The sequence below is a fragment of the Bacillus sp. FSL M7-1345 genome, from assembly GCF_038006985.1.
Lineage (GTDB): Bacteria > Bacillota > Bacilli > Bacillales > Bacillaceae_G > Bacillus_A > Bacillus_A cereus_U.
This window is the reverse complement of record NZ_JBBOWG010000001.1, coordinates 1624224-1644874: the sequence shown is the minus strand read 5'-3', so window position 1 is coordinate 1644874 and position 20651 is coordinate 1624224. Positions and strand designations below refer to the sequence as shown.

The window sequence follows — 20651 nt, the reverse complement described above, 5'->3', positions numbered from 1 at the left end:
TTACGTTTCATTACAATATTGTGATTTAATTATTTTAATAACTGGTATACCGAGGTGACTCACTTGAAATTTAAAGCGAAAAAAAATCCATTTCATATCATTTTAATCTCATTGTTTTTAGTTGTTTTTTTCATTTCCCTATTCTTTCAAAATGATAATTCTATTTTTTTCACTCTCATGATGCTCTTAAATATCGTGAATCTCTCTTCTTTCTATTTTTCTCATTACAAAATAACGGAATCTGCCCTTGTTGTTAAACATGGTTTCATACTCCGTACTGAAATTCCATTTGAAGATATAAGCCACATTAAATACTCTGGTAAAAAGCTTCGTTCAGAAAATTGGACAAGACAGCAAATAGAAATTCATTATAATTTATTCGACTCAGTAACATCTTTCGTACCACAAGAAGAGGAGAAATTCATTTCACTCTTAAAAGAAAACTGGCCAAATGTGAAAATAATCAATAGCACCTCAAATGAATAGTTTTGTTTGAGACAGTTCTATGCTATTAGGATAACTATATAAGAATTGAATATCCTCCCCAAGCAAAACCGCCGTTTACATATTTATTCTCCCCTCAGGCTAACTACCCAATAGTTAGTCTATTTTTTATTACATAAAGATACTACCCCTCCATCACAAACAAACGATACGAACATACACTATTTCTAAAAAAGTAAACTTCTACACAAAATGAATGAAAGGTGCTTATTATGTATGAGTTAAGTTATGAAGGATTAACAGGTGAAATTATTACAAGATATGATTGTGAGTATGAAGAAGCTAGACAAGAATGGAATCGAGCTATTCAAAAGTTTCCTTTAGCTATCATTTATTGTTTTACGAAATGGGATGTTAGTAATGCGATTATTTGGGCGAGAAAAAATGAAATTTCTATTCGCATTCGTTCTGGTGGACACCATTATGAAGGATATTCTGTCGACAACAACGTCCTCGTAATTGATATAAGTAAAATGAACTGTATGCAGCTTAATGAACATAAAAATACATTAGTCATTCAAGGTGGTGTTCAAAATAAACAAATCTATGACTTTATCTCTTCAAAAGGTTATCCATTTCCAGGCGGAACTTGTCCAACTGTTGGAGTAAGTGGATACACTTTAGGCGGAGGTTGGGGCTATTCTAGTAGGTATTTCGGCCTTGGTTGTGACAATTTAATAGAGTTAGAATTAATCGACTATAAAGGTAAAGTAATTACAGCTAATGAAACTTACCATAAAGACTTATTTTGGGCTTGTCGCGGGGCAGGTGGCGGAAATTTTGGCATCGTTGTTTCGTTAACTTTTAAGCTCCCTCCAATAGTTGATAAAGTTACTTTCGTTGAACTATATTGGCCTAACGCTTCAGTAGACATCCAAAAGGAATTTCTTCACACATGGCAAAGCTGGCTAGTAAATTTAAATAGTAAAATGACAATCGGTGCGAGCATATACAACTCTGCTACGGAAGGACTTGCAATATATGGACGAGGTTTATATTACGGGACCCCAGAAGATGCAGCGTTCATTTTACAAGATTTACTCGATATAAACGGGGTGAAGATGAATTTACAATATATCAGTTTTCTTGAAGCAATGGACATTGTACAATCTTCATATCCACCGTCTGAACAATTTAAATCTACAGGCCGGTTCGTTCATAAACAATATAACGAAGAAGAAATCGAAAAAATTATTAGTCTTATTGAAGATAGAGCTTCCGGCAGTATTTTTGCAGCTATAAGTCTCTACCCCCTTGGAGGAAAAATTCAAGATGTAGGTAAAGATGCGAGCGCTTTTTATTACCGCGATGCACATTATATTCTAGGCATCCAAACTATATGGGAAGATCCGATTGTTAAAAAGGATAATTCCCAATGGTTAGAAAAACGATTTGACTATATAGAATCTATAACAGAAGGCTCATTCGTCAATTTCCCATACAGCGATTTGAAAGATTATATGAACGCTTATTACGGAACACACGCGAACAAATTAAGAAAAATTAGTAAAAAATATGACCCTTTATGCGTATTTACTTTTCCACAAGGAATTAAAAATTAATATGCGATAAAAAAGCCAAGATTCTAAACTAAGAACCTTGGCCTCTTCTATTATTCTTTCGGAGCGATCATTTTTTTCGGATCTACAATCTCATCAAATTGCTCTTCTGTTAGTAATCCCGATTGCAGTGCTGCTTCTTTTAAAGTTAATCCATCTTTATGGGCATGCTTTGCAATTTTCGCGGCATTTTCATACCCGATATGTGGGTTTAGTGCTGTTACAAGCATTAATGAACGATTTACATTTTCATTAATTACTTCTTCATCTGCTTCAATACCAACTGCACATTTATCATTAAATGAAACTGTTGCATCAGCTAATAAGTGAGCAGATTGCAGGAAGTTGTAAGCAATAACTGGTTTGAATACGTTTAGCTCAAAATTACCTTGGCTCGCAGCAAATCCAATTGTTGTGTCATTCCCCATAACTTGTGCTACAACCATTGTTAGCGCTTCGCTTTGCGTTGGATTTACTTTCCCTGGCATAATAGAGCTTCCTGGTTCATTTGCAGGAATAATAATTTCCCCAAGACCACTTCGTGGACCACTTGCAAGCCAGCGCACATCGTTAGCTATCTTCATTAAATCAGCAGCTAATGCTTTTAATGCTCCGTGTGCAAATACAACTTCATCATGGCTCGTTAACGCATGGAATTTATTTGGTGCAGAAACAAATTGTTTACCTGTAAACAGACTAATTTCTTCTGCTACCATCTCACCAAATTTAGGGTGCGCATTAATTCCAGTTCCAACCGCAGTACCACCAATTGCTAATTCTTTCATATATGTATTGCTATCTGCAATCATACGCTCTGCTTTTTCAAGCATACGGTGCCATCCGCTAATTTCTTGCCCTAACGTTAAAGGGGTTGCATCTTGTAAATGCGTACGACCGATTTTAATAATATGTTCAAATGCAGTTACTTTTTCTGCTAATGTTTCTTTTAATTTCGTAATGGCTGGTAATACATGATTTTCTACCGCAATTACACACGCTACATGAAGTGCCGTTGGGAACGTATCATTTGAACTTTGAGACATGTTCACGTCATCATTCGGATGAATATGTACGCCAGATCCCTTTTCTTTCAAAATTTGATTACCGCGGTTTGCAATTACTTCATTTACATTCATATTCGATTGTGTACCACTACCTGTTTGCCATACGACAAGTGGAAAATGTTCATTCCATTTTTCTGCGATAACTTCATCAGCAGCTTCCGCAATTGCTTGTGCTTTTTCTTCTGATAACTTCCCTAATTTTTGATTGCTAATCGCTGCACTCTTCTTTAAAATCGCAAATGCTTTTACAATTTCAAGCGGCATATGCTCTGTTCCAATCGGAAAATTTTCCTTACTACGCTGTGTTTGTGCTGCCCATAATTTATCAGCTGGAACTTTCATTTCTCCTAATGTATCACTTTCAATTCTGTACTCCATTTTTTCATCCCCTTGAAAATAAAATACCTACATTTCTCATTTTAACAGACTTCCATACAAATGATAAGAATTCTCACTCGTATATATAAAAAAAATACCTTCTGCGGTGGCAGAAGGTATTTTTTTATGATGCTTGCTTCCCTTTTTCAACGTCATCTACATACCAAATGAATTTCCCTGTATATCCGTAAATAACTGCCAAAATTAATGAAACGAAGCTTAACCACATAAACGGAACGTATGAGAACGTTGCTACACCTAAAATACCAGCCATAAAAATACCATTATCCGACCACGGAACCATACCAGAAGTTAACGTTCCACCTACTTCTGAGTTACGTGCTAATACACGGCGATCTATTTTTAATTTATCATAGCTATCTTCCATAATTTTCGGTGTTAAAATAAGTGATACATACATCGCACAACCAAATATATTAGCTAAGAATGCCACGATTAATGTAGACAATGTTACATTACCTGCAGAATTTAATTTCTTCTCAAATTTTGATACGATTACTTTTAGAACACCTAGCTTTTCAAGTAGTCCACCAAAACCTAAGCCGAAAATAATAACGGCTACTGAACTAAGCATACCGTTAATTCCACCACGGTTTAATAACTTATCGACAAACTCGACACCAGATTGAATTGAGAATCCGTTATATGCTGTTCCAATTGCCTCTCCAAAGTGCATCCCTTGGAAAAGAGTTGCCCAAATTGCACCAATTAAAGCTCCCATAGCAATTGTTGGCATAGAAGGTTTCTTCAGCGCCAATAGCACAATAACGATTACAGCCGGAACAAGCATCCATATTTTAATATCAAATTGCTTTAATAAAGCTTCTTTTAAAAACTCTACTCTATTTAAATCTACATTATCCCCGCCATACATCCATCCAGCAACAGTAAACATAATGCTGGTAATAATAAAAGCTGGAACGTCTAATACGAGCATAGCTCGAACGTGAGCAATAACATCTACTTTTGCCATAGAAGCTGCAAGAACTGTGCTATCAGAAAGTGGTGATAATTTGTCTCCAAAATACGCTCCTGAAAGAACTGCACCCGCAACAAGCGGAAGTGGTAATCCAAGCCCTTCCCCAATCGCCATCATAGCAATACCAGCTGTTCCAACTGTTCCCCATGATGTTCCTGTCGCGATAGAAGTTATTGAACAAATAATTAAAGTTGCCAATAAGAATATGCTAGGGTGAATGAATTCTAATCCATAATAAATTAATGTAGGTACAACCCCACCAGCAATCCATGTTCCAATTAAAGCTCCAACTGCAACTAAAATAAGAATTGCTTCTAATCCATTAGAAATCCCTTTCGTAATTGCATCTTGCAATTCTTGATAACGAAATCCTAACCTTAATCCAAGCGCAATAACTAAAAACCATGAAATAAATAGCGCTAATTGAATTGGGAGATCAAAAATCGTTTGGAAGGAAAAGACGACAGCAAGAAATAGGAATAAAAGAATGATGATTTCTAGCATCGAGGGTAATCTTACACTTTTCATTTTTTTCTCTCCTTACAAGTCGATAACATGATGTATGTCGTCTTACGTGTATGTAGTATACAATTAGCGAAGACAAAACAAAATTTTCATATTATTTCGATTTATTTTTTCAGTATAATATATTCACAACCCTTTCTATTGTAAAAGTAGATTGCGCTTTTCGCAATGAAAAATATAAAAAATGTTGTATTTTTATTTCTTTCGAAAAAACTATCTAATAATAACTTTTTTAATATTTGCCACAACAAAGATTTCCACTGCTGTTCTCAGTTCATATGTACTACTATATTTCCCCTTATCCAAAAGAACACACATCATTTATTACAATACAAGGGGCTGGTGGATGGATTGCGGCATTACCTGCAGCTGAAAAAAATCAAATCAAAAATCTTGCTAGCATTTTAACACCAACCGATCTACAATATTTTTCCATAATCAAAAAAGAGCATGTTACACTTTTATGTAACATGCTCTTTCTTTACTACTCTATATGGCTATGCCTGAATGTCTGCAAATTCTTCAATATGCTCGTACTCTTTTTCCAATTCCTCTAAAGACAGCTCGTATAATTGTCGTTCGCGAATCTTAAACACACCTGCTCCAATTAACTCATCAATTAAATGCCTCTTACGATTTTCAACAGCAAAACGGAGTTGACTACTCATCTTTTAAAAAACTCCTTTCTACGATCATTGAAAATGATAATCTTTATCAATTACCGCTTTTGATTATAAAAGATGATTCTTAATAAGTAAAGTAATCTTATGAAATATTTACCTTACAAAGTATTTGTGGCCACATTATATATATGTATGCCACGCGAAAAATGTTATGACACTTTTTCATACCCTTTTTCTTTCATACTTTGCAAGTTGTCTCATTATGGTTAAATTCACCCTCAATTTCTACTTGAATGGTGACATGTTCTACATGAAATTTTTCCTTTAATACATCCGTTGCTTCTTTCAATACACTTTGCGTTTCATTACCTTTAATAATAAGATGGCAAGTTAGTACTTGAAAATCTGATGTTACGGACCATATATGTAAATCATGAACTTCTTTTACAATAGTAATATTTAATAATGTATTTTTCACCTCTTCAGCATCTATGTGCTGTGGTGCGCCTTCCATTAGTATATGAACTGTATCACGTGTTACACGCCATCCACTTATAATGACTAAAATAGACACAAGAATACTAGCAACCGCATCTGCGGCATTCCAATCAAAAAATTTAATAAGCAACGCAGCAATAATTGCTCCGACTGAACCTAATAAATCGCCTAGTACGTGTAAGAAAGCACTTCTTAAATTCAAATTCCCTTTCACATCTCCGCCTCTCATTAATATCCAAGCTGATACAATATTAATAAGCAAACCAAGTACAGCAATAATGAGCATCCCATTACTAGCAATCTCCACTGGCTCTTTAAAACGACGAATTGCTTCAATAAAAATATATATCGAAATAACAATAAGAACGACACCGTTACATAATGCCGCTAACATTTCGACACGCTTATACCCGTATGTTTTTGCAGCCGTTGCCGTTTTCTCTCCAAGCTTGAAGGCAAGTAAGCTTAAAGCGAGAGATACTGCATCACTTAACATATGCCCCGCGTCAGATAATAGTGCTAAGCTATTTGTTACAAATCCCCCAATAACTTCAGCAATCATAAAGCTTGTTGTTAATAAGAAGGCAATTAATAACGCTTTTTTATTTTTTGAATGACCGTGATCATGTGAGTGTCCCATACAAATGCTCCTTTAAGTGCAATTTCTGTATGTTAGTATGAAACACATTCCCTATCTTTATCCCCCATTAACGCCCGATAGTGAATGCTACTAATCTGTAGAAGATGAACAATACCCCACTGATTAAAGTTTCACTTTATCCCGCTTCCTCTGTATACACACTTCGCTTTTTTTCAAACAAGTCCTTTTTCTCAACAAAAAATAAGACTACTTCTTTTTCAGCTTCATATTGTTTACTAATGAAAGAAATTTGAAGGGGGTTATTGAATTGAAACGACTATTTCTCTGTATGGAACGTGAACTTATTGTTGTAAAAGAACGATATGGTAACTATGAAACCGCATATCACTTACAAAATATGCAACCTACTTGTATCGCAGTTGATCCATTCCAAAAGAATCGTGTATATTGCGGCACATTTGGACGAGGTCTATGGTTAAGCGATGATGGTGGGGATTCATGGAGACCAATTGGAGATTCTTATCGTTACTTTGACTTTCCGAAAGAAGACGGTATTTTACATTCTTCAATCACTTCTATTACGATAAGCTCCAATGAACAAGTTAACGGATATGGCGTCGTTTATGTTGGCACAGAACCGAGCGCTTTATTTCGTTCTGAAAATGGTGGTGAAACGTGGACTGAACTTAAAAATATGAAATCATTATTATCTTCTTATACGTGGGCTTTCCCGCCTAGACCTTTTACCCATCACGTACGCTGGATTACAATTGATCCAAACAATCCAAATACAATCCACGTTTCAATCGAAGCTGGTGCTGTTATTCAAAGTAACGATAAAGGGCATACATGGATTGATAAAAAATTCGGTGCCCCTATCGATGCTCATCAATTACTCATGCACCCTCAAGCCCCAAATCGCCTTTATGCATCATGTGGTGATGGGTTTATGGGCGGACCTGATCGTGCCTATCTTGAAAGTTATAACAGTGGAAACAGCTGGATCTCATGTAGTGAAGGACTTGAACATCATTATTTATACAGCATGGCTATCAACCCAGCTGATTGCGATACAATTCTCGTGTCTGCTGCACCGAGTGCTGATCTCGCTCATCACCGTATTCCTTATGAATCTTATATTTATCGAAAAACGAAAGATACTCCTTTCGAGCAAGTACAGCAAGGTCTACCATCTGCAATCGGTACAGTCATTTCGATGTTTGCTACAAATCCAGCCGAACCACATACGTTTTACACTTTAAATAACAATGGCATCTTTCAATCCACTGATAGCGGTGAAACGTGGGAACAACTAAACATTACATGGAGAGAGGAATATAAAACGCAGCATCCGCATGCATTGCTCGTTACTAGTTCTTAACAAAAAGAGACTGCCTTCATTTAAGGCAGTCTCTTTATTTATTTCTTTAAATCAATGACAATATCATCTAACACTATATCTTTACTCTTCGCTTCTTTTTTCGGTACTTCTATTTTCTTCTCTTTCCCATTAACATACTCTACTCCACCATGATTTTCAGGTGTATGAACTCGCAAGTGCACGTGAGGTGTGACAATAAGCTTTGTAGCATTTTCGTTCAGTTTTTGGAACGTAGTACTCCAACTACTTTTATGTGGCTCTGCTACTGTACTTGTTCCACCATTACCTTCACCTACGTATCGATTTCCTAAATCATCTTTTATTTCTAATTCAACATCTGCACTATCCCATATACTTCTTAATGTCTTAGATTCTTCTTGATTGTAAAAAATGATAAATGACATAGGGGTTACTTCCATTTTGTCTATATTTACTTTTATGCCTTCTTTTTCAGAACTTCCTTGAATCTTCATTTCTTTACTATCCATTGCATTTAAAGAAAGCGCGAAATTCCAATTCCCTTTTATTGATTTTTTTTCCTCGTGCATATCAATTGCTTCCATATTCCATCTAACATTTGCAACGTCCATTCTTTTACTACCGTGATCACTTGCTGTAGTCATACCTACATATTTTTTATCCTCTACTTTCGTAATTTTAGAACTTCCTCCCGAACCATTAGAGCCTTCCACCTGTGGGAAACCAAATATGCTCGGGTTCTCTCCTAAATCTTTATCACTTTCAATAGAATACGTTATCGCTACAGTTCTGCCGTCAAAAACAGCATCATTAATTGTGACCTTAACCCCATTACTTTCCCTCGTCATATTTAACTCAGTCGAAAACTCTTTATAATTTTCATATAGCCCTGTTCTACCATTATCTAAAAATCGGAATATATCTCCTACTATTGGCAATCCTCCAGCGTATGTAGGAAATCCGATACCAAGCGTTGCAACTGATAATCCTACTAAAATAGATGCAGCAGCGACACCTTTTTTCCAAGTTTTCACCTTTTTCTTCGTACGTATAGATTGTTTTAAATTACGCTTCACTTTTTCTTTTTCAATTTCAGAAGCCTCAATTTCTTCAAGTTCTTTTTCATCTATATCAATATCATTTAATAGTTCATAAATATCTTTCATATTACACTACCTCCAAAACTAATATTCGTAGCATTTTGTTGTAGCTTCTTTTTCCCGCGATACACACGATTATCTATCGCCGCTCGAGTTAGTCCTAACTTGTCACCTATTTCTTCTGTCTTCATACCGAGTAGATATTTCATAATGAACACTTTTTGATCTAACGGTTCTAATTGATTAATAAGCTTCAATAATTCTTCCCTATCTTCCATAACGATTAATTCGTCTTCTGCCGATTTTTCCGTACTTATATGAAACTCATCTGAAATGATTTCTACTTTTTTAGTTGCTTTCCGGTAATAATCAATTGCTTTAAACTTTGCAATCGCTGCAATCCATTTTTTAAAATCACTCGGCTCTCCATGAAACTTATTTGCGTTATTCCAAATGGAAAGAAATATATCATTTACACATTCCTCTATGAGTCCATCATTTTGAACTGGAAGAAGAACTTTATGCGTAATCCCCTTTATGAGTGGTAAGTATGTATCGACAACAAATTCTAGCGCATCTTCTTTTTGTCGCTGTAATCTTTTTATAAAATTTTTCTCATTTGATTTCATGTAGCGATTCCCCTTATTTTTTTGTAAAAGCTTTTACACTCTATATAACGTCCAGAAAAAAGTTTTCTCTCATCTTTTTTATTATTTTTTGTATGTAATGGAATACTTTTCCTTACCTATTGTCTCATATAACTTTGAATTTGAAGAAAATTTTCTCAAGTCTACAATTTAATTAACGTAGTACACTATTTACATAACCATTCTTTAACTTGGTGTACATTTTATTTCGTTAATCTACTATTTAAAATTAGGAGATGAGATTTGTATGTGTGGAATTACAGGCTGGATAGATTGGAAGAAGGATCTTTCAAATCAACATGTTATTTTAGAAAAGATGGCAAATAGTATTCAGCATCGTGGTCCTGATGCTGAAGGATTTTGGTTTTCTCCTCGTGCGGCCTTTGCACACCGACGTTTAATTGTTATTGACCCAGAAGGCGGAACGCAGCCAAAAACATTTCGTGCCGGAGATTACACGTATGCTCTTACTTATAATGGAGAAATTTATAATTTTCGTGAACTGAGAGAACAACTTCAAAAATGTGGGCATGCCTTTGAAACTCACTCGGATACAGAAGTGTTACTACACGCTTATTTAGAATGGAAAGAAGACTGCGTGCAACGTTTAAATGGAATTTTCGCTTTCGCAATATGGGATGATCAGAAGCAACAATTGTTTTTAGCACGAGATCATTTAGGGGTAAAACCACTTTTTTATACAGAAAGAAATGACAGTATTATTTTCGGCTCTGAAATAAAAGCATTATTAGCTCACCCATCTGTTCCTGCTGAAATTGATGCGGATGGCATAAATGAAATATTTGGATTAGGATTATTTCGAACTCCAGGATGTGGCGTCTTTAAACATATTCAAGAAGTACGTGCTGGACATTTTATATCTTTTACACGTGATAAAAAGGTAGTTAAGAAGTATTGGAATTTAGAAAGTAAGGTCCATAAAGAATCTATCGAAGACACATCTTCACATATTTTATCTATCTTACAAGATACAGTAAAAAGACAATTAATTGCCGATGTTCCTCTTGTTTGTATGTTATCAGGCGGATTAGATTCTAGCGGTATTACTGCACTAGCGGGGAAAGAATTTGCAGCGGAAAATAAAACACTTCATACGTATTCCGTTGACTTTGTAAATAGCGCAAAAGATTTCGAGCTGACATTTGCTCGCACTGGTTTAGACGCTCCTTGGGTAAAACGTGTTTCTGAACATGTAGGGACATCGCATCATGATATTATTGTGAATGCTGAAGAATTAGCAAATCACTTATTCGTTCCCCTCCGTGCAAAAGATTTACCAAGTGCTGGCGAAATGGAAACTTCACTATATTTACTATTTTGCGAAATGAAAAAAGATGCAACCGTAGCTTTATCTGGAGAATCTGCTGATGAAGTATTCGGGGGATATCCTTGGTTTCATCAAGAAGAACTATTATATGTAGATAAGTTTCCGTGGTTAACAAACTGGAAAAACACATCTTCTCTATTATTAAGCGACGTAACAACTCAATGTAATCCTGAGCATTATATTAATAAACGATTCCATGAAGCTGTTCTTGAAGTACCTACTCTTGAAGGAGAAAGTAAAAAAGAAGCGAAACAACGCCAAATGTTTTATTTATTTTTAACGAGATTTCTCCCGTTCTTACTTGACCGTAAAGACCGTATGAGTATGGCTGTAGGGTTTGAAGTTCGTGTACCATTTTGCGATTTTAGATTAGTTGAATATTTATGGAACGTTCCTTTCAACATAAAAAGTATTGATAATATTGAAAAAGGTATTTTACGTAGAGCACTGAAACCTGCTTTACCTGATGATGTGCGAAATAGAAGAAAAAGCGCTTATCCTACTTCACAAGATCCACATTATTTACAAACAATCCGTAATTTAACACTTGATATGTGCAGCAATAAAAACAATCCTGTTTTCTCACTTATTAACCATTCCATATTACTTGCAATTGCTGATCAAAGTAATAAAGTGGTTAACAATTTTGAAGCAAGAAGTGCTATGGAGTATATGCTACAAGTAAATGAATGGTTAAAAACGTATCATATTCATATCGCTTAACAAAAAAGAGTTCAAGGACAAAAACCCTTGAACTCCCTTTCATTTATTAATTGGCACATTGTCTATCTTCAGTATCGATGGACCATCCAATAATAGTGGCACAATCTCTACCTTTCCACTGAAGTACATTTGTTAATACAGGCTCAATCTGTAAACAAGTTCCGTCGTGTAATATTTCTACTAAAGATTGATCATCATCAAACTTTCGTTTATCACATTCTAAAATACCATCTGTTGCCATTACAATGTGATTCTGACCTTTTTCTAATCCTCTTATCCCTGATGTAAAACAAGGGGTATTCGCTGCAAAAACATTTTTTCTTCCTATATATTCATAGTTCTTACGCTTATTTAGCCTACCTTTTCCATTTTCCGTTTGCTCTGAATGGAATAAATACGCGAAGCAATCACCAACTGATAGCCAATATAAGAACTCGCCTTTTCGTAAACAAATTAAACATGCAAGTTCCTCATCATCTTGGTCACATTTCTCGATAAATAGCTCATCTGTAAATAACGCTAATAAATACATATGGGTATGATGAAAAGCTAAATGGATTGGATATGAAAATAATTCTTTTAGTTGTTCTTCTCTTTCTGAAATCGCTTCTATTATATAATGTATATTTTTTGTTTTATGATGTGTATCAAAAATCATAACAAATTCAAATTCTAATTTCGGATCCCACCAAGCTAGCACTGCATCTCCTCTTTCATATGCATCACTCTCTTGATTTCCTCCATATACGCCGACTGAAAGAGGACCACATTTTTCAACATGTATTTGATCTACATACATCTTTTCATGACTAATCCATTTAAATGTATTCACAGCTATCATCCTCTCTCTTGCTAAATGTATACCTTTACACATAGATTACCTTATATTTCAATAAAAATAAACTTTTTCAACATTTATTATGAAAATAACAGGATTTTAATTCTTACCAAGCGAATATATCTTATAATACGATATAAAAGTTAGGGGGATTTATAATATGAAAGATATTAATCCACATTGGGAGACAATTTACTACCACTTACGATATGAGTATGAAGACAATCTTTCTCACCAAGCAATTCGCATTTTACAAATCATTTCTCGTGAGAATGACATAACAATTGGAAAAGTTGCTTCTGAACTCGGTTTATCTCATAACACAGCGTCTGAACACGTGAAACGCCTTATTCAAAAAGGATTTATCATTAAAGAAAGAAATAAACAAGATGAAAGAGTTGTGAACCTTACATTAACGGCAGAAGGAATTGAAGCATTAGAAAAGCATACTTTGCTAGATAAAGAAAAGATACAAATATTAGAATCACAGTTATCAAAAGAAGAGCAACAACTAATAGAAAAAGCCTTTTCGTTATTAGCTAAGGAGGCAAAATATGCATTTCCTCGTTAAGGTCATCGTCTCCGCCCTCATTATTGGGGGTGTGACCGAATTTGCTAAATATTATAGTACACTTGGTGGCTTTATCGCAGCTCTTCCTCTTATTAGTTTACTTAGTTTATTTTGGATTTCTTTCGAAGGTGGGAGTAAACAAGAGTTAAGTCAATTCGCTTTAGGCGTATTATATGGATTTCCTGCATCTGCATTACTATTATTTATTGTTTATATCGGTTTAAAAAACTCCTTTTCACTTAGTACATCTATACTCTTCGGCATATGTGCCTGGTGTATCGTCTTTACTTGCCAAAAAGTATTTCAAGCTTAGGGGGAATTACTATTAATAGATCAGTAGAGATATTTGGACAAAATGTAGAAGTATATATGAGAGGTAGTAGTAAACAAACTGTAGTCATTCAAACAGGAATGGGATGCTCATTTTATGATTGGCTTCCTATTATAGAAAAGCTTTCACAAAACTTTACAGTCATTTCATATCATCGCCCAGGTTACGGAGAAAGTGAGCTAGGAACTAATCCACGTACAACAATGCAAGTTGTAAAAGAACTACATATGTTACTACATGAACTAGATATTTACGAGCCAATCATTTTAATCGGTCATTCCTATGGAGGTTTATGCGCACAACATTTTGCGATATTACATGAGGACCAAATTAAAGCACTTATTTTAGTTGATTCTACTTCCATGAACTTACACCGATTAGATGAGCTTCATTTACCGGTTTCTGATCAAACTGATTCTGACGATATTTGGCTACAAAAATATCATACTTACTCCAACATGGATGCAGACGCGCTTTATACTGAACTGAAACCTATACTCGTCAATACAACAAAACAGCATATCAAATTTTCTACATCTCCTTCATTATATAAAGCGACAGCTTCTGAACTGTCCGAGTGGAAATATTGTGCTCGCTCAATAAAAAAACAACATAAAACATTAGAAATACCATTAATCGTTATCGGTAGAGATCCTCAATATTCTATTGCTCAATTGATTGAGGGCGGTATGCCAAAAGAAGAAGCTACACAACTTGAAGATATGTGGCAAGAACTTATTCGTGAACAATTACACCTCTCAATAAACAGCAAATATATTCTTGCCGAACATGCTGGTCACGGAATAGAAAATGATCGACCAGATATTATCATTCAAGTCATTCAATCTTTACACACAAAAAAAGGAAGCAACTAAAGCTGCTTCCTTACTTATCTATTCATAGTCTTCTTCGTCATCATCAACTTCTTCATAATACGAACTCCCATTGCTTACATATATAGGACCATTCGCAACATCAATACGTAGTACCCATGCCCATGGCACAGCTAAACGTTTATGTATTGCTCTCCAAAAATTCATTGATTTTCTTTCGTACTCCTGGAACTCCTGAAGTAACTCTTTATAGGAGGAACCGTCTAACTGAATATTTGCTTCTAATAAACGAGAATGGGCATAGTACTGTAACTCTAGTTCAGCAGCAATCTCCATTTCTTCTTCCGTTGCCATACCTATAATTGCTCCATCTGCTGGTGCGATTTCATATACGTTGTGAACTTCAATAAGCCCTTCTTTCTCTTTCTCAAACATGTAAACAGCCTCCTTTAACAAATATTTTTTATGTTACAAAGTCATACTTCTACAATACCTTCTCTCTTTCCTCTTTTTTTGATAAACTTTTACAAAATGTTTATCCGATGACCTATTCTTTCAGCAGAAATGAAACGATTACTATTAAAAGTTAATTTGTACACATCGGGCATGTGAAGTGTTTTCCAAAACTGAAAATCATATTTCGAATCAAAATAATTCATAAGTAAAACCATAATATTCCCATGAGTGCCTATTACAATATTCTTCCCTTTATATTTTCCCAATATATTTTGCATACATAATACAGCACGCCTTTGCGCTACATCATTTGATTCCCCGCCTTCGTATGCAAAAGTCCAGTCTTCCCACACCTTCTGAATAGCATCATTAAAATCCTGTACTGGTTCTTTACTTAATAACCTTTCCCGTAAATCTTCTTCCAATTGTATTGATAGTTTATTTGCATTCGCAATTCCTTCAACGGTCTGAATCGCTCTTTCGTATGGACTAGAAATAACAACATCAATCTTCTCATCTTTTAACAAGCTTGTTATGTTTTGTGCATCTAACCAACCCTTCTCAGATAAGGGACGTTCCCTTTCTTCCTTTGTATATGTAGAGTGAGCGTGGCGAACAAAATATATTGTAGTCATTTGTTCATCTTCCTTTCTTATTTTTATCTATATTCAATGGCACAAATAGGAAATCCTGTATCATTAAAAGAAAAGGACGCTTTCTAATAAGCGCCCTTTGTTTACATAATAAAATTACTTCATTATAACTTTCTTTTGAATTCTTCATCTGTTATAACATCTCGAATGAAGTAATCTATATTATTTCTAAGCTTTTGGTGCGTAATTTGATCATCTATATCGTTAAACATTATTACAACCTCAACCTTATTTCCCTTTTTATCTGTAGTATACAAACTTTTTGTCAATACGAATGCGGTAGAACCACCTTTTTGCCCAGCATATTCGAACTTACTATTTTGAACTGTTCCTTTAAAAATATTCTCCATTTCATCTTGCATTGATTTTGGAAAATAATTTCTACTATTTATCTTTGCCATTAAACTCAAATAATCTTTAGCATTTGCACTCACTAATCGATCTGACCAAATACGCTGGAATTCCATATCTACTTTTAATGGTATATCACGTTTCTTCCATTCGCTTTCATCTTTCATCCATTCATGTATTTGTAACACATGTTTATTATACTCATCATTAGACATGTTACGTATCATTTCTAACGATTGATCCTCTTGTACATGAAGCTCTTTTTCTACATATCCTCTCATATATAGTGAAGCAGTATAAGAAGAGAACTTATCATGACTAGTAAGCTCTAATTCTTTTATACTTTCATTTACTCTATCTATCCCAAGTTTCTCTAATAAATATGTTGTATTTGCATTAGAACTATAATGAATCATCCCTTTGGCAACTTCTTCTAAAGTGATTTGTTCATTTTTCACTAACTCTCTAGCTTTGGCATCTTCTAACCATGCAGGATGCGCTCCACCATCAGTATCTTTAACGTAGTATTTTTCTAGTTCTTTCAATGAAATTTGTTCATCGCGGCGGATTTTTCCTTCTGACACTTGTTTAGCAAATTCAACTGCTATTACGATTTTAGCCATACTCGCTAATGGTAATTTTTTATTTTCATTTACAGATGTTACTACTTCACCGTTTTTTCTAATAAGTAATGAACATGTTTCATCACCTTTATGTTCTTTTATGTAGTTTAATACGTAATCAGGATCTTCTTTTGACAAATAATATTTCATAACTGCAAAGAAAGCTATAACAACTACTATAATAACTCCCACAATTATCCCTATCATCTTTAATATATTCACAATGTGCCTCCTCTAACAAATTGCCTACTATATATTAATTATACCGAACTAAATTACAATTTTATACAAAATAGAATAACTCTTCCTAATAATAGAAAGAGTTATTCTATTTCACATGAAGTTATTTGTCCATTTAACGTAACTACTATATTTGAATCGTCAGCCTGTATATCGCCTTTAGAGCGGGTTACTGTGGGCGGTCCAATTACAACCGACTCTTTAATTGGCGAAAGGTCTTTCGCTAATTTCTCTGCACTTACACCGTAAGCAGCTTGAAATACTTCTGGCGGCGTCAACCTTAATATATCCGATCCTTCGGCTGTTTCAAACTGATCGTTATTGAAGAATAAATGTAATTGTACTTCTTCTGTTATGGCTGTGATCCAATGCCACCATCCCATTGGAATAAAGACAGTTTGCCCCGCTTTTAAATGATAATTTTGCAATTGATTCGTTTCAGGATTTAATATAGAAGTAACGGCTTCCCCTGAGACAACAACATCTAATTCCCAAGCATTCGGATGCCAATGTGGTTCTCGCATATGCCCCTTCGTCATAAACAAATCAACAAATGCTCCCCCAATCATCGCCGGTAACTGTGTTGACGTTACTTCATACGCAACATTTTTCTCGTCTCTTTTAAAAAAGACATTTTTTCTTGAATCAAAGAAAAGATTTGGAGTTCCTGAGCTTTTCTTTAAATTTTTATTATCTGTAACATAACCTGAATTACTCATTTTATCCCTCTTTCCCGCTCCTAACATTCTGTACTTAACGATGTATCGTATGGGAAAAATAGATGATATGTGCCTATTCAGCACATAATAAAAAAACATGCTTTCCTAAAGAGAGCATGTTTTGTGATATTCTTCACATTATTTAGTTAAAAAATAAACTTTTTACTTACCATGATGTAACATTAAATCACTGAGTTCTTCTTCAATGTGATTTAATTTCGCAACGCCTTCTTTCCATTTATGAATATAACGTGAAACCCCAACGAAAAATAAAATAATAATTGTGGAAAGAATAATACCATACACGATAGCTACAGTACTCATAGTTACACTTCCTTGTAATTAGTTATGTTTTTATTATAAACCTTTTTCTTTTAAAATACTTCGATTTCAACTTTTTGTAACAAAATTGATTTTTCTAACAAATAAATAAAAAGACTTTATATTTTTATCCTACCAAATATCACCTTATATTCTTTAAACATCTCCATTTGTTAAAAAACGTTCGAAAAAGGAAAATTTTTCACAAAATATACAAAACTTCACCATATGTACTATTACCATATGGGTTATATTATTTAATAGTGTAAAGGAGATGATACAATATGACGACTTGGTTTATTGTACTGTTAGTTGTATTTGGGGCATTTAAAATTATCGTTTCTAGTCTTCCAAACTCCGTTATTGAATCAATTATTAGCCGATATGAAACACATCCGCAACTTGATGAAGAGAATGTGACTGTTACAATCAATGGAAATAGCTTAGAAGGCGAAAAGAAATCTCAAATTATTAATGATTTTAATGAAGGTTTATTTTTAGATCGCTATTATGCACCACCACAAAATGAGAGCACTCCATTAATTATTAATGCAAAACGTGGCAAAAAAGATTTTACATTTTATATTTATAGTCATGAAGAGCATGTTGATGTTGTAAAACAACATAAAAAGAAAGTAGTTGCTTATAGTTTACGCTCTAAAAATCTTCAAAATAATGATATGTTCGTATCAGCAGATATAGTTTAAAAGGCTGTCGTTATACACGACAGCCTTTTAAACTATATCTCTATTTATTTTTCTTTTCCTCAATTTTTGCTTGCGCCTCTTCAACCTTATCTAATGTTTCTGAGACTTTCTTCTCTTTTTCTTTTACATCATCTATACTATCGACAGCTTTAATTAATTTATCGATTCCCTCTTCTTCTATCTTTCTCCGCTTTGCCACCCTTTCATTTACTTTCTCTTCCACATCTTTTGCTTTTTGAAGCATATTCTCTGCATTTGATGTTACAGCTTTTTCAAGTGCATCATCTTTTTTCTTTTGTAATACTTCATTTGCAATATCTTTCGTTTCTGAATACTTACCGTCTTTTAATGCTGTCGCACCGTGATCTAGTAACTGAGCGACTTCTTTATATGCCTTCGCTTCATTTCCTGATTTTTCTTTTTCCGCTTTTTCAAACCACATAATCGCATCACTATATTTTTCATTTTTCAATGATTGCATACCTGTTTCAATATACGTGTCATAATTACTACATCCAGTCATTACGACTAACAGAAAAAGCATTACAAAACTTAATTTTTTCATGATGTTTTCTCCTTTTCTTTGCCTGCTCACTTTACTGTAACATACATGAAAAAGAGTTTCAAAAACTAAAATACTAATATGGTCATTTTTATTGTTTCCAGTCAATTTTTTATTACTTTCTTATTTTTCAGGCCGACACATCCACTTGCTTTTTCGCCACATGCTTTCTTACTCCCACTAATACAACTAACAATAATCCTCCGCCTAATGTCATCATAACAATGCTAGTCGGCAACATATCTAATAATAATCCATATACAATCATACCGAGCGGTGCGATTGCGGTAGAAATTGTTTCAAGTAAACCGAATACACGTCCTAAATAGTTTGGATCTGTCGTCTTTTGCATATGTACTTGCATCGGTATATTTACAACCATCATTGATATACCAGTTAAAATCATAAAAGCGATATAGTAAATAAAACTTACTACTTTCGGAATGGTAACTAACAATGGAAAGACTGTACATAAACTCAAGCCCGCAAATAAAAACAGCCCAATATAAACAGAGCGAAACGGGTTATTCACTTCTTTACGTACTGATAAAACAATTGCACCAATTAGCATCCCGACTGCTAACATTCCCTCTACAACACCGAGTTGCTTCGAGGATAAATGCAAATTTTGAACAATAATATACGGAAGTGAAACGAAAAGTGCACTCGCAAAAAAGTTTACCCCTACTGCAATTTTCATTAAACCATATATTTCATGCTGTCGTTTTACATATGAAAAACCTTCTTTTATACTCGTCAAAAAATGCTCTTTACTTTCAGCCATTTCTTTTTTAAATAAATCAAATACGATAAATAATTGCACAATAACCGCTAAAAAGAATGTAATGCTATTTAGCAGGAAAAACGATTTAATCGAAAAGAAACCAAATACAACTCCGCCAATAATTGGCGCTAAAATATTTGATAAAGATGCTGCCGTCTGGTTCAAAGCACTCGCTTTTTGAATACGCTCCTCATCTACTAAATTGGGAATAGACGAAGTTACTGCAACAGAATAAAAACTTGCACAAATTGATAATAATGCTGCTGAAACATAAATAAACAGAAGTGATGGTCCAAACATAGTAGCCAGAATAAACATAATAAGCATCGTTAAGCTACTTAATAAATCAGTACCAATGACAAGCCATCTTCGGTTCACACGGTCAGCTACAGCACCTGCAATTGGTCCACAGATCATTCTTGGTATTGATCCGCAAATTAGCGTAGTTGCAAATCCCATTCCTGAACCCGTTGTCTTTAATACGTATAATCCCATTGCAAACGTATAAATACCTGCACCTAATAAAGATGTCATTTTCCCAATCATCATTAGCATAATATTTCTCGTTGCAATCTTCATTTTTGAATCATTTTGACCTATACTTACATCCCCCATTATGACACTCTCCCCTTAAAAGTTAAATTGTGTTAAACTTATTATATAATCAACTTTCTAATTTTTACAACAAAAAAGTTTAATTGTATTTAACTTTTTAATTATAAAGGAGCATAT

22 protein-coding genes and 1 pseudogene are annotated in these 20651 nt (G+C 34.3%); 8 read left to right on the top strand and 15 right to left on the bottom strand.

Translation table 11 applies throughout. The features are described from left to right. The first annotated feature begins 63 nt into the window (after positions 1–63). Positions 64–486 carry a PH domain-containing protein gene (locus MHB76_RS08590; RefSeq protein WP_002158432.1) on the top strand — a complete coding sequence of 141 codons (423 nt, stop codon included), beginning with the start codon at positions 64–66 and terminating at the stop codon, positions 484–486. A 230-nt stretch (positions 487–716) separates the two neighbouring features. Further along, positions 717–2066: an FAD-dependent oxidoreductase gene (locus MHB76_RS08585; protein ID WP_002158433.1), complete on the top strand. Its 1350-nt coding sequence runs from the start codon at positions 717–719 to the stop codon at positions 2064–2066. A 50-nt stretch (positions 2067–2116) separates the two neighbouring features. Here MHB76_RS08585 and fumC read toward each other — a convergent pair whose 3' ends face one another. The 4 genes from fumC to MHB76_RS08565 all read right to left on the bottom strand — a co-directional run bounded on the left by fumC (position 2117) and on the right by MHB76_RS08565 (position 6791). Further along, on the bottom strand, positions 2117–3505 hold the full coding sequence (gene fumC / locus MHB76_RS08580; RefSeq protein ID WP_078173090.1) for a class II fumarate hydratase: 1389 nt from the start codon (positions 3503–3505) through the stop codon (positions 2117–2119). Positions 3506–3629: 124 nt separating this feature from the next. Continuing rightward, the gene (gene nhaC, locus MHB76_RS08575; RefSeq protein ID WP_002158435.1) at positions 3630–5033 is read right to left on the bottom strand and encodes a Na+/H+ antiporter NhaC; all 1404 of its coding nucleotides are present in this window, start codon (positions 5031–5033) and stop codon (positions 3630–3632) included. Between the two features lie 494 nt (positions 5034–5527). After that, complete coding sequence (gene fbpA, locus MHB76_RS08570) at positions 5528–5698, bottom strand: Fur-regulated basic protein FbpA (protein WP_002158436.1); 171 nt, start codon at positions 5696–5698, stop codon at positions 5528–5530. Between the two features lie 193 nt (positions 5699–5891). After that, positions 5892–6791: a cation diffusion facilitator family transporter gene (locus MHB76_RS08565; RefSeq protein ID WP_078173089.1), complete on the bottom strand. Its 900-nt coding sequence runs from the start codon at positions 6789–6791 to the stop codon at positions 5892–5894. 268 nt (positions 6792–7059) lie between these two features. Here MHB76_RS08565 and MHB76_RS08560 point away from each other — a divergent pair, with 268 nt between their 5' ends. Further along, on the top strand, positions 7060–8133 hold the full coding sequence (locus MHB76_RS08560) for a glycosyl hydrolase (RefSeq protein ID WP_078173088.1): 1074 nt from the start codon (positions 7060–7062) through the stop codon (positions 8131–8133). A gap of 38 nt (positions 8134–8171) precedes the next feature. Here the strand turns inward: MHB76_RS08560 and MHB76_RS08555 are convergent, their stop codons facing one another. Together MHB76_RS08555 and MHB76_RS08550 are read right to left on the bottom strand one after the other, a co-directional pair. Then, positions 8172–9278, bottom strand: a complete 1107-nt coding sequence (locus tag MHB76_RS08555) for a DUF4179 domain-containing protein (RefSeq protein ID WP_078173087.1) — start codon at positions 9276–9278, stop codon at positions 8172–8174. After that, entirely contained in the window at positions 9275–9841 is a 567-nt protein-coding gene (locus tag MHB76_RS08550; RefSeq protein ID WP_002200990.1) for a sigma-70 family RNA polymerase sigma factor, read from the bottom strand. The genes MHB76_RS08555 and MHB76_RS08550 overlap by 4 nt, the downstream gene beginning before the upstream one ends. 265 nt (positions 9842–10106) lie before the next feature. Between MHB76_RS08550 and asnB the strand changes: the two genes are divergently transcribed. Next, the gene (gene asnB, locus MHB76_RS08545) at positions 10107–11930 is read left to right on the top strand and encodes an asparagine synthase (glutamine-hydrolyzing) (protein ID WP_002158442.1); all 1824 of its coding nucleotides are present in this window, start codon (positions 10107–10109) and stop codon (positions 11928–11930) included. Positions 11931–11976: 46 nt separating this feature from the next. On the opposite strand, the gene MHB76_RS08540 is transcribed toward asnB, so the two are convergent. Further along, positions 11977–12804, bottom strand: coding sequence for a protein phosphatase 2C domain-containing protein (locus MHB76_RS08540; RefSeq protein ID WP_002158443.1), 828 nt, complete (start codon positions 12802–12804; stop codon positions 11977–11979). Positions 12805–12928: 124 nt separating this feature from the next. On the opposite strand from MHB76_RS08540, the gene MHB76_RS08535 reads away from it, so the two are divergent. Genes MHB76_RS08535 through MHB76_RS08525 form a run of 3 tightly spaced genes read left to right on the top strand, consistent with a single transcriptional unit; the run spans position 12929 to position 14545 of the window. Then, the gene (locus MHB76_RS08535; RefSeq protein WP_002158444.1) at positions 12929–13339 is read left to right on the top strand and encodes a MarR family winged helix-turn-helix transcriptional regulator; all 411 of its coding nucleotides are present in this window, start codon (positions 12929–12931) and stop codon (positions 13337–13339) included. Continuing rightward, positions 13323–13652 (top strand): DUF3147 family protein, encoded by a 330-nt coding sequence (locus MHB76_RS08530; RefSeq protein ID WP_002158445.1) that lies wholly within the window; start codon positions 13323–13325, stop codon positions 13650–13652. The genes MHB76_RS08535 and MHB76_RS08530 overlap by 17 nt, the downstream gene beginning before the upstream one ends. Continuing rightward, entirely contained in the window at positions 13604–14545 is a 942-nt protein-coding gene (locus MHB76_RS08525; RefSeq protein ID WP_340986204.1) for an alpha/beta fold hydrolase, read from the top strand. The genes MHB76_RS08530 and MHB76_RS08525 overlap by 49 nt, the downstream gene beginning before the upstream one ends. Positions 14546–14563: 18 nt before the next feature. Here the strand turns inward: MHB76_RS08525 and MHB76_RS08520 are convergent, their stop codons facing one another. From MHB76_RS08520 to MHB76_RS26275, 6 genes and pseudogenes are all read right to left on the bottom strand, one after another. Beyond that, the gene (locus MHB76_RS08520) at positions 14564–14938 is read right to left on the bottom strand and encodes a hypothetical protein (RefSeq protein WP_000461761.1); all 375 of its coding nucleotides are present in this window, start codon (positions 14936–14938) and stop codon (positions 14564–14566) included. 89 nt (positions 14939–15027) lie between these two features. After that, positions 15028–15594: a histidine phosphatase family protein gene (locus MHB76_RS08515; RefSeq protein WP_078173085.1), complete on the bottom strand. Its 567-nt coding sequence runs from the start codon at positions 15592–15594 to the stop codon at positions 15028–15030. 122 nt (positions 15595–15716) lie between these two features. Beyond that, on the bottom strand, positions 15717–16808 hold the full coding sequence (locus tag MHB76_RS08510) for a serine hydrolase (protein ID WP_078173084.1): 1092 nt from the start codon (positions 16806–16808) through the stop codon (positions 15717–15719). Between the two features lie 101 nt (positions 16809–16909). Further along, entirely contained in the window at positions 16910–17545 is a 636-nt protein-coding gene (locus tag MHB76_RS08505; RefSeq protein ID WP_002158449.1) for a cupin domain-containing protein, read from the bottom strand. Between the two features lie 162 nt (positions 17546–17707). After that, positions 17708–17869 carry a hypothetical protein gene (locus MHB76_RS08500; RefSeq protein WP_002158451.1) on the bottom strand — a complete coding sequence of 54 codons (162 nt, stop codon included), beginning with the start codon at positions 17867–17869 and terminating at the stop codon, positions 17708–17710. A 50-nt stretch (positions 17870–17919) separates the two neighbouring features. Continuing rightward, a pseudogene (locus MHB76_RS26275) lies at positions 17920–18109 on the bottom strand (hypothetical protein). 41 nt (positions 18110–18150) lie between these two features. Here MHB76_RS26275 and MHB76_RS08495 point away from each other — a divergent pair. After that, the gene (locus MHB76_RS08495; protein ID WP_078173083.1) at positions 18151–18573 is read left to right on the top strand and encodes a YfmQ family protein; all 423 of its coding nucleotides are present in this window, start codon (positions 18151–18153) and stop codon (positions 18571–18573) included. A 40-nt stretch (positions 18574–18613) separates the two neighbouring features. Here MHB76_RS08495 and MHB76_RS08490 read toward each other — a convergent pair whose 3' ends face one another. Both MHB76_RS08490 and MHB76_RS08485 read right to left on the bottom strand, forming a co-directional pair. Further along, the gene (locus MHB76_RS08490) at positions 18614–19138 is read right to left on the bottom strand and encodes a DUF4398 domain-containing protein (RefSeq protein WP_070169975.1); all 525 of its coding nucleotides are present in this window, start codon (positions 19136–19138) and stop codon (positions 18614–18616) included. A 127-nt stretch (positions 19139–19265) separates the two neighbouring features. Continuing rightward, positions 19266–20534 (bottom strand): MFS transporter, encoded by a 1269-nt coding sequence (locus MHB76_RS08485; RefSeq protein ID WP_078173082.1) that lies wholly within the window; start codon positions 20532–20534, stop codon positions 19266–19268. Between the last annotated feature and the right edge of the window lie 117 nt (positions 20535–20651).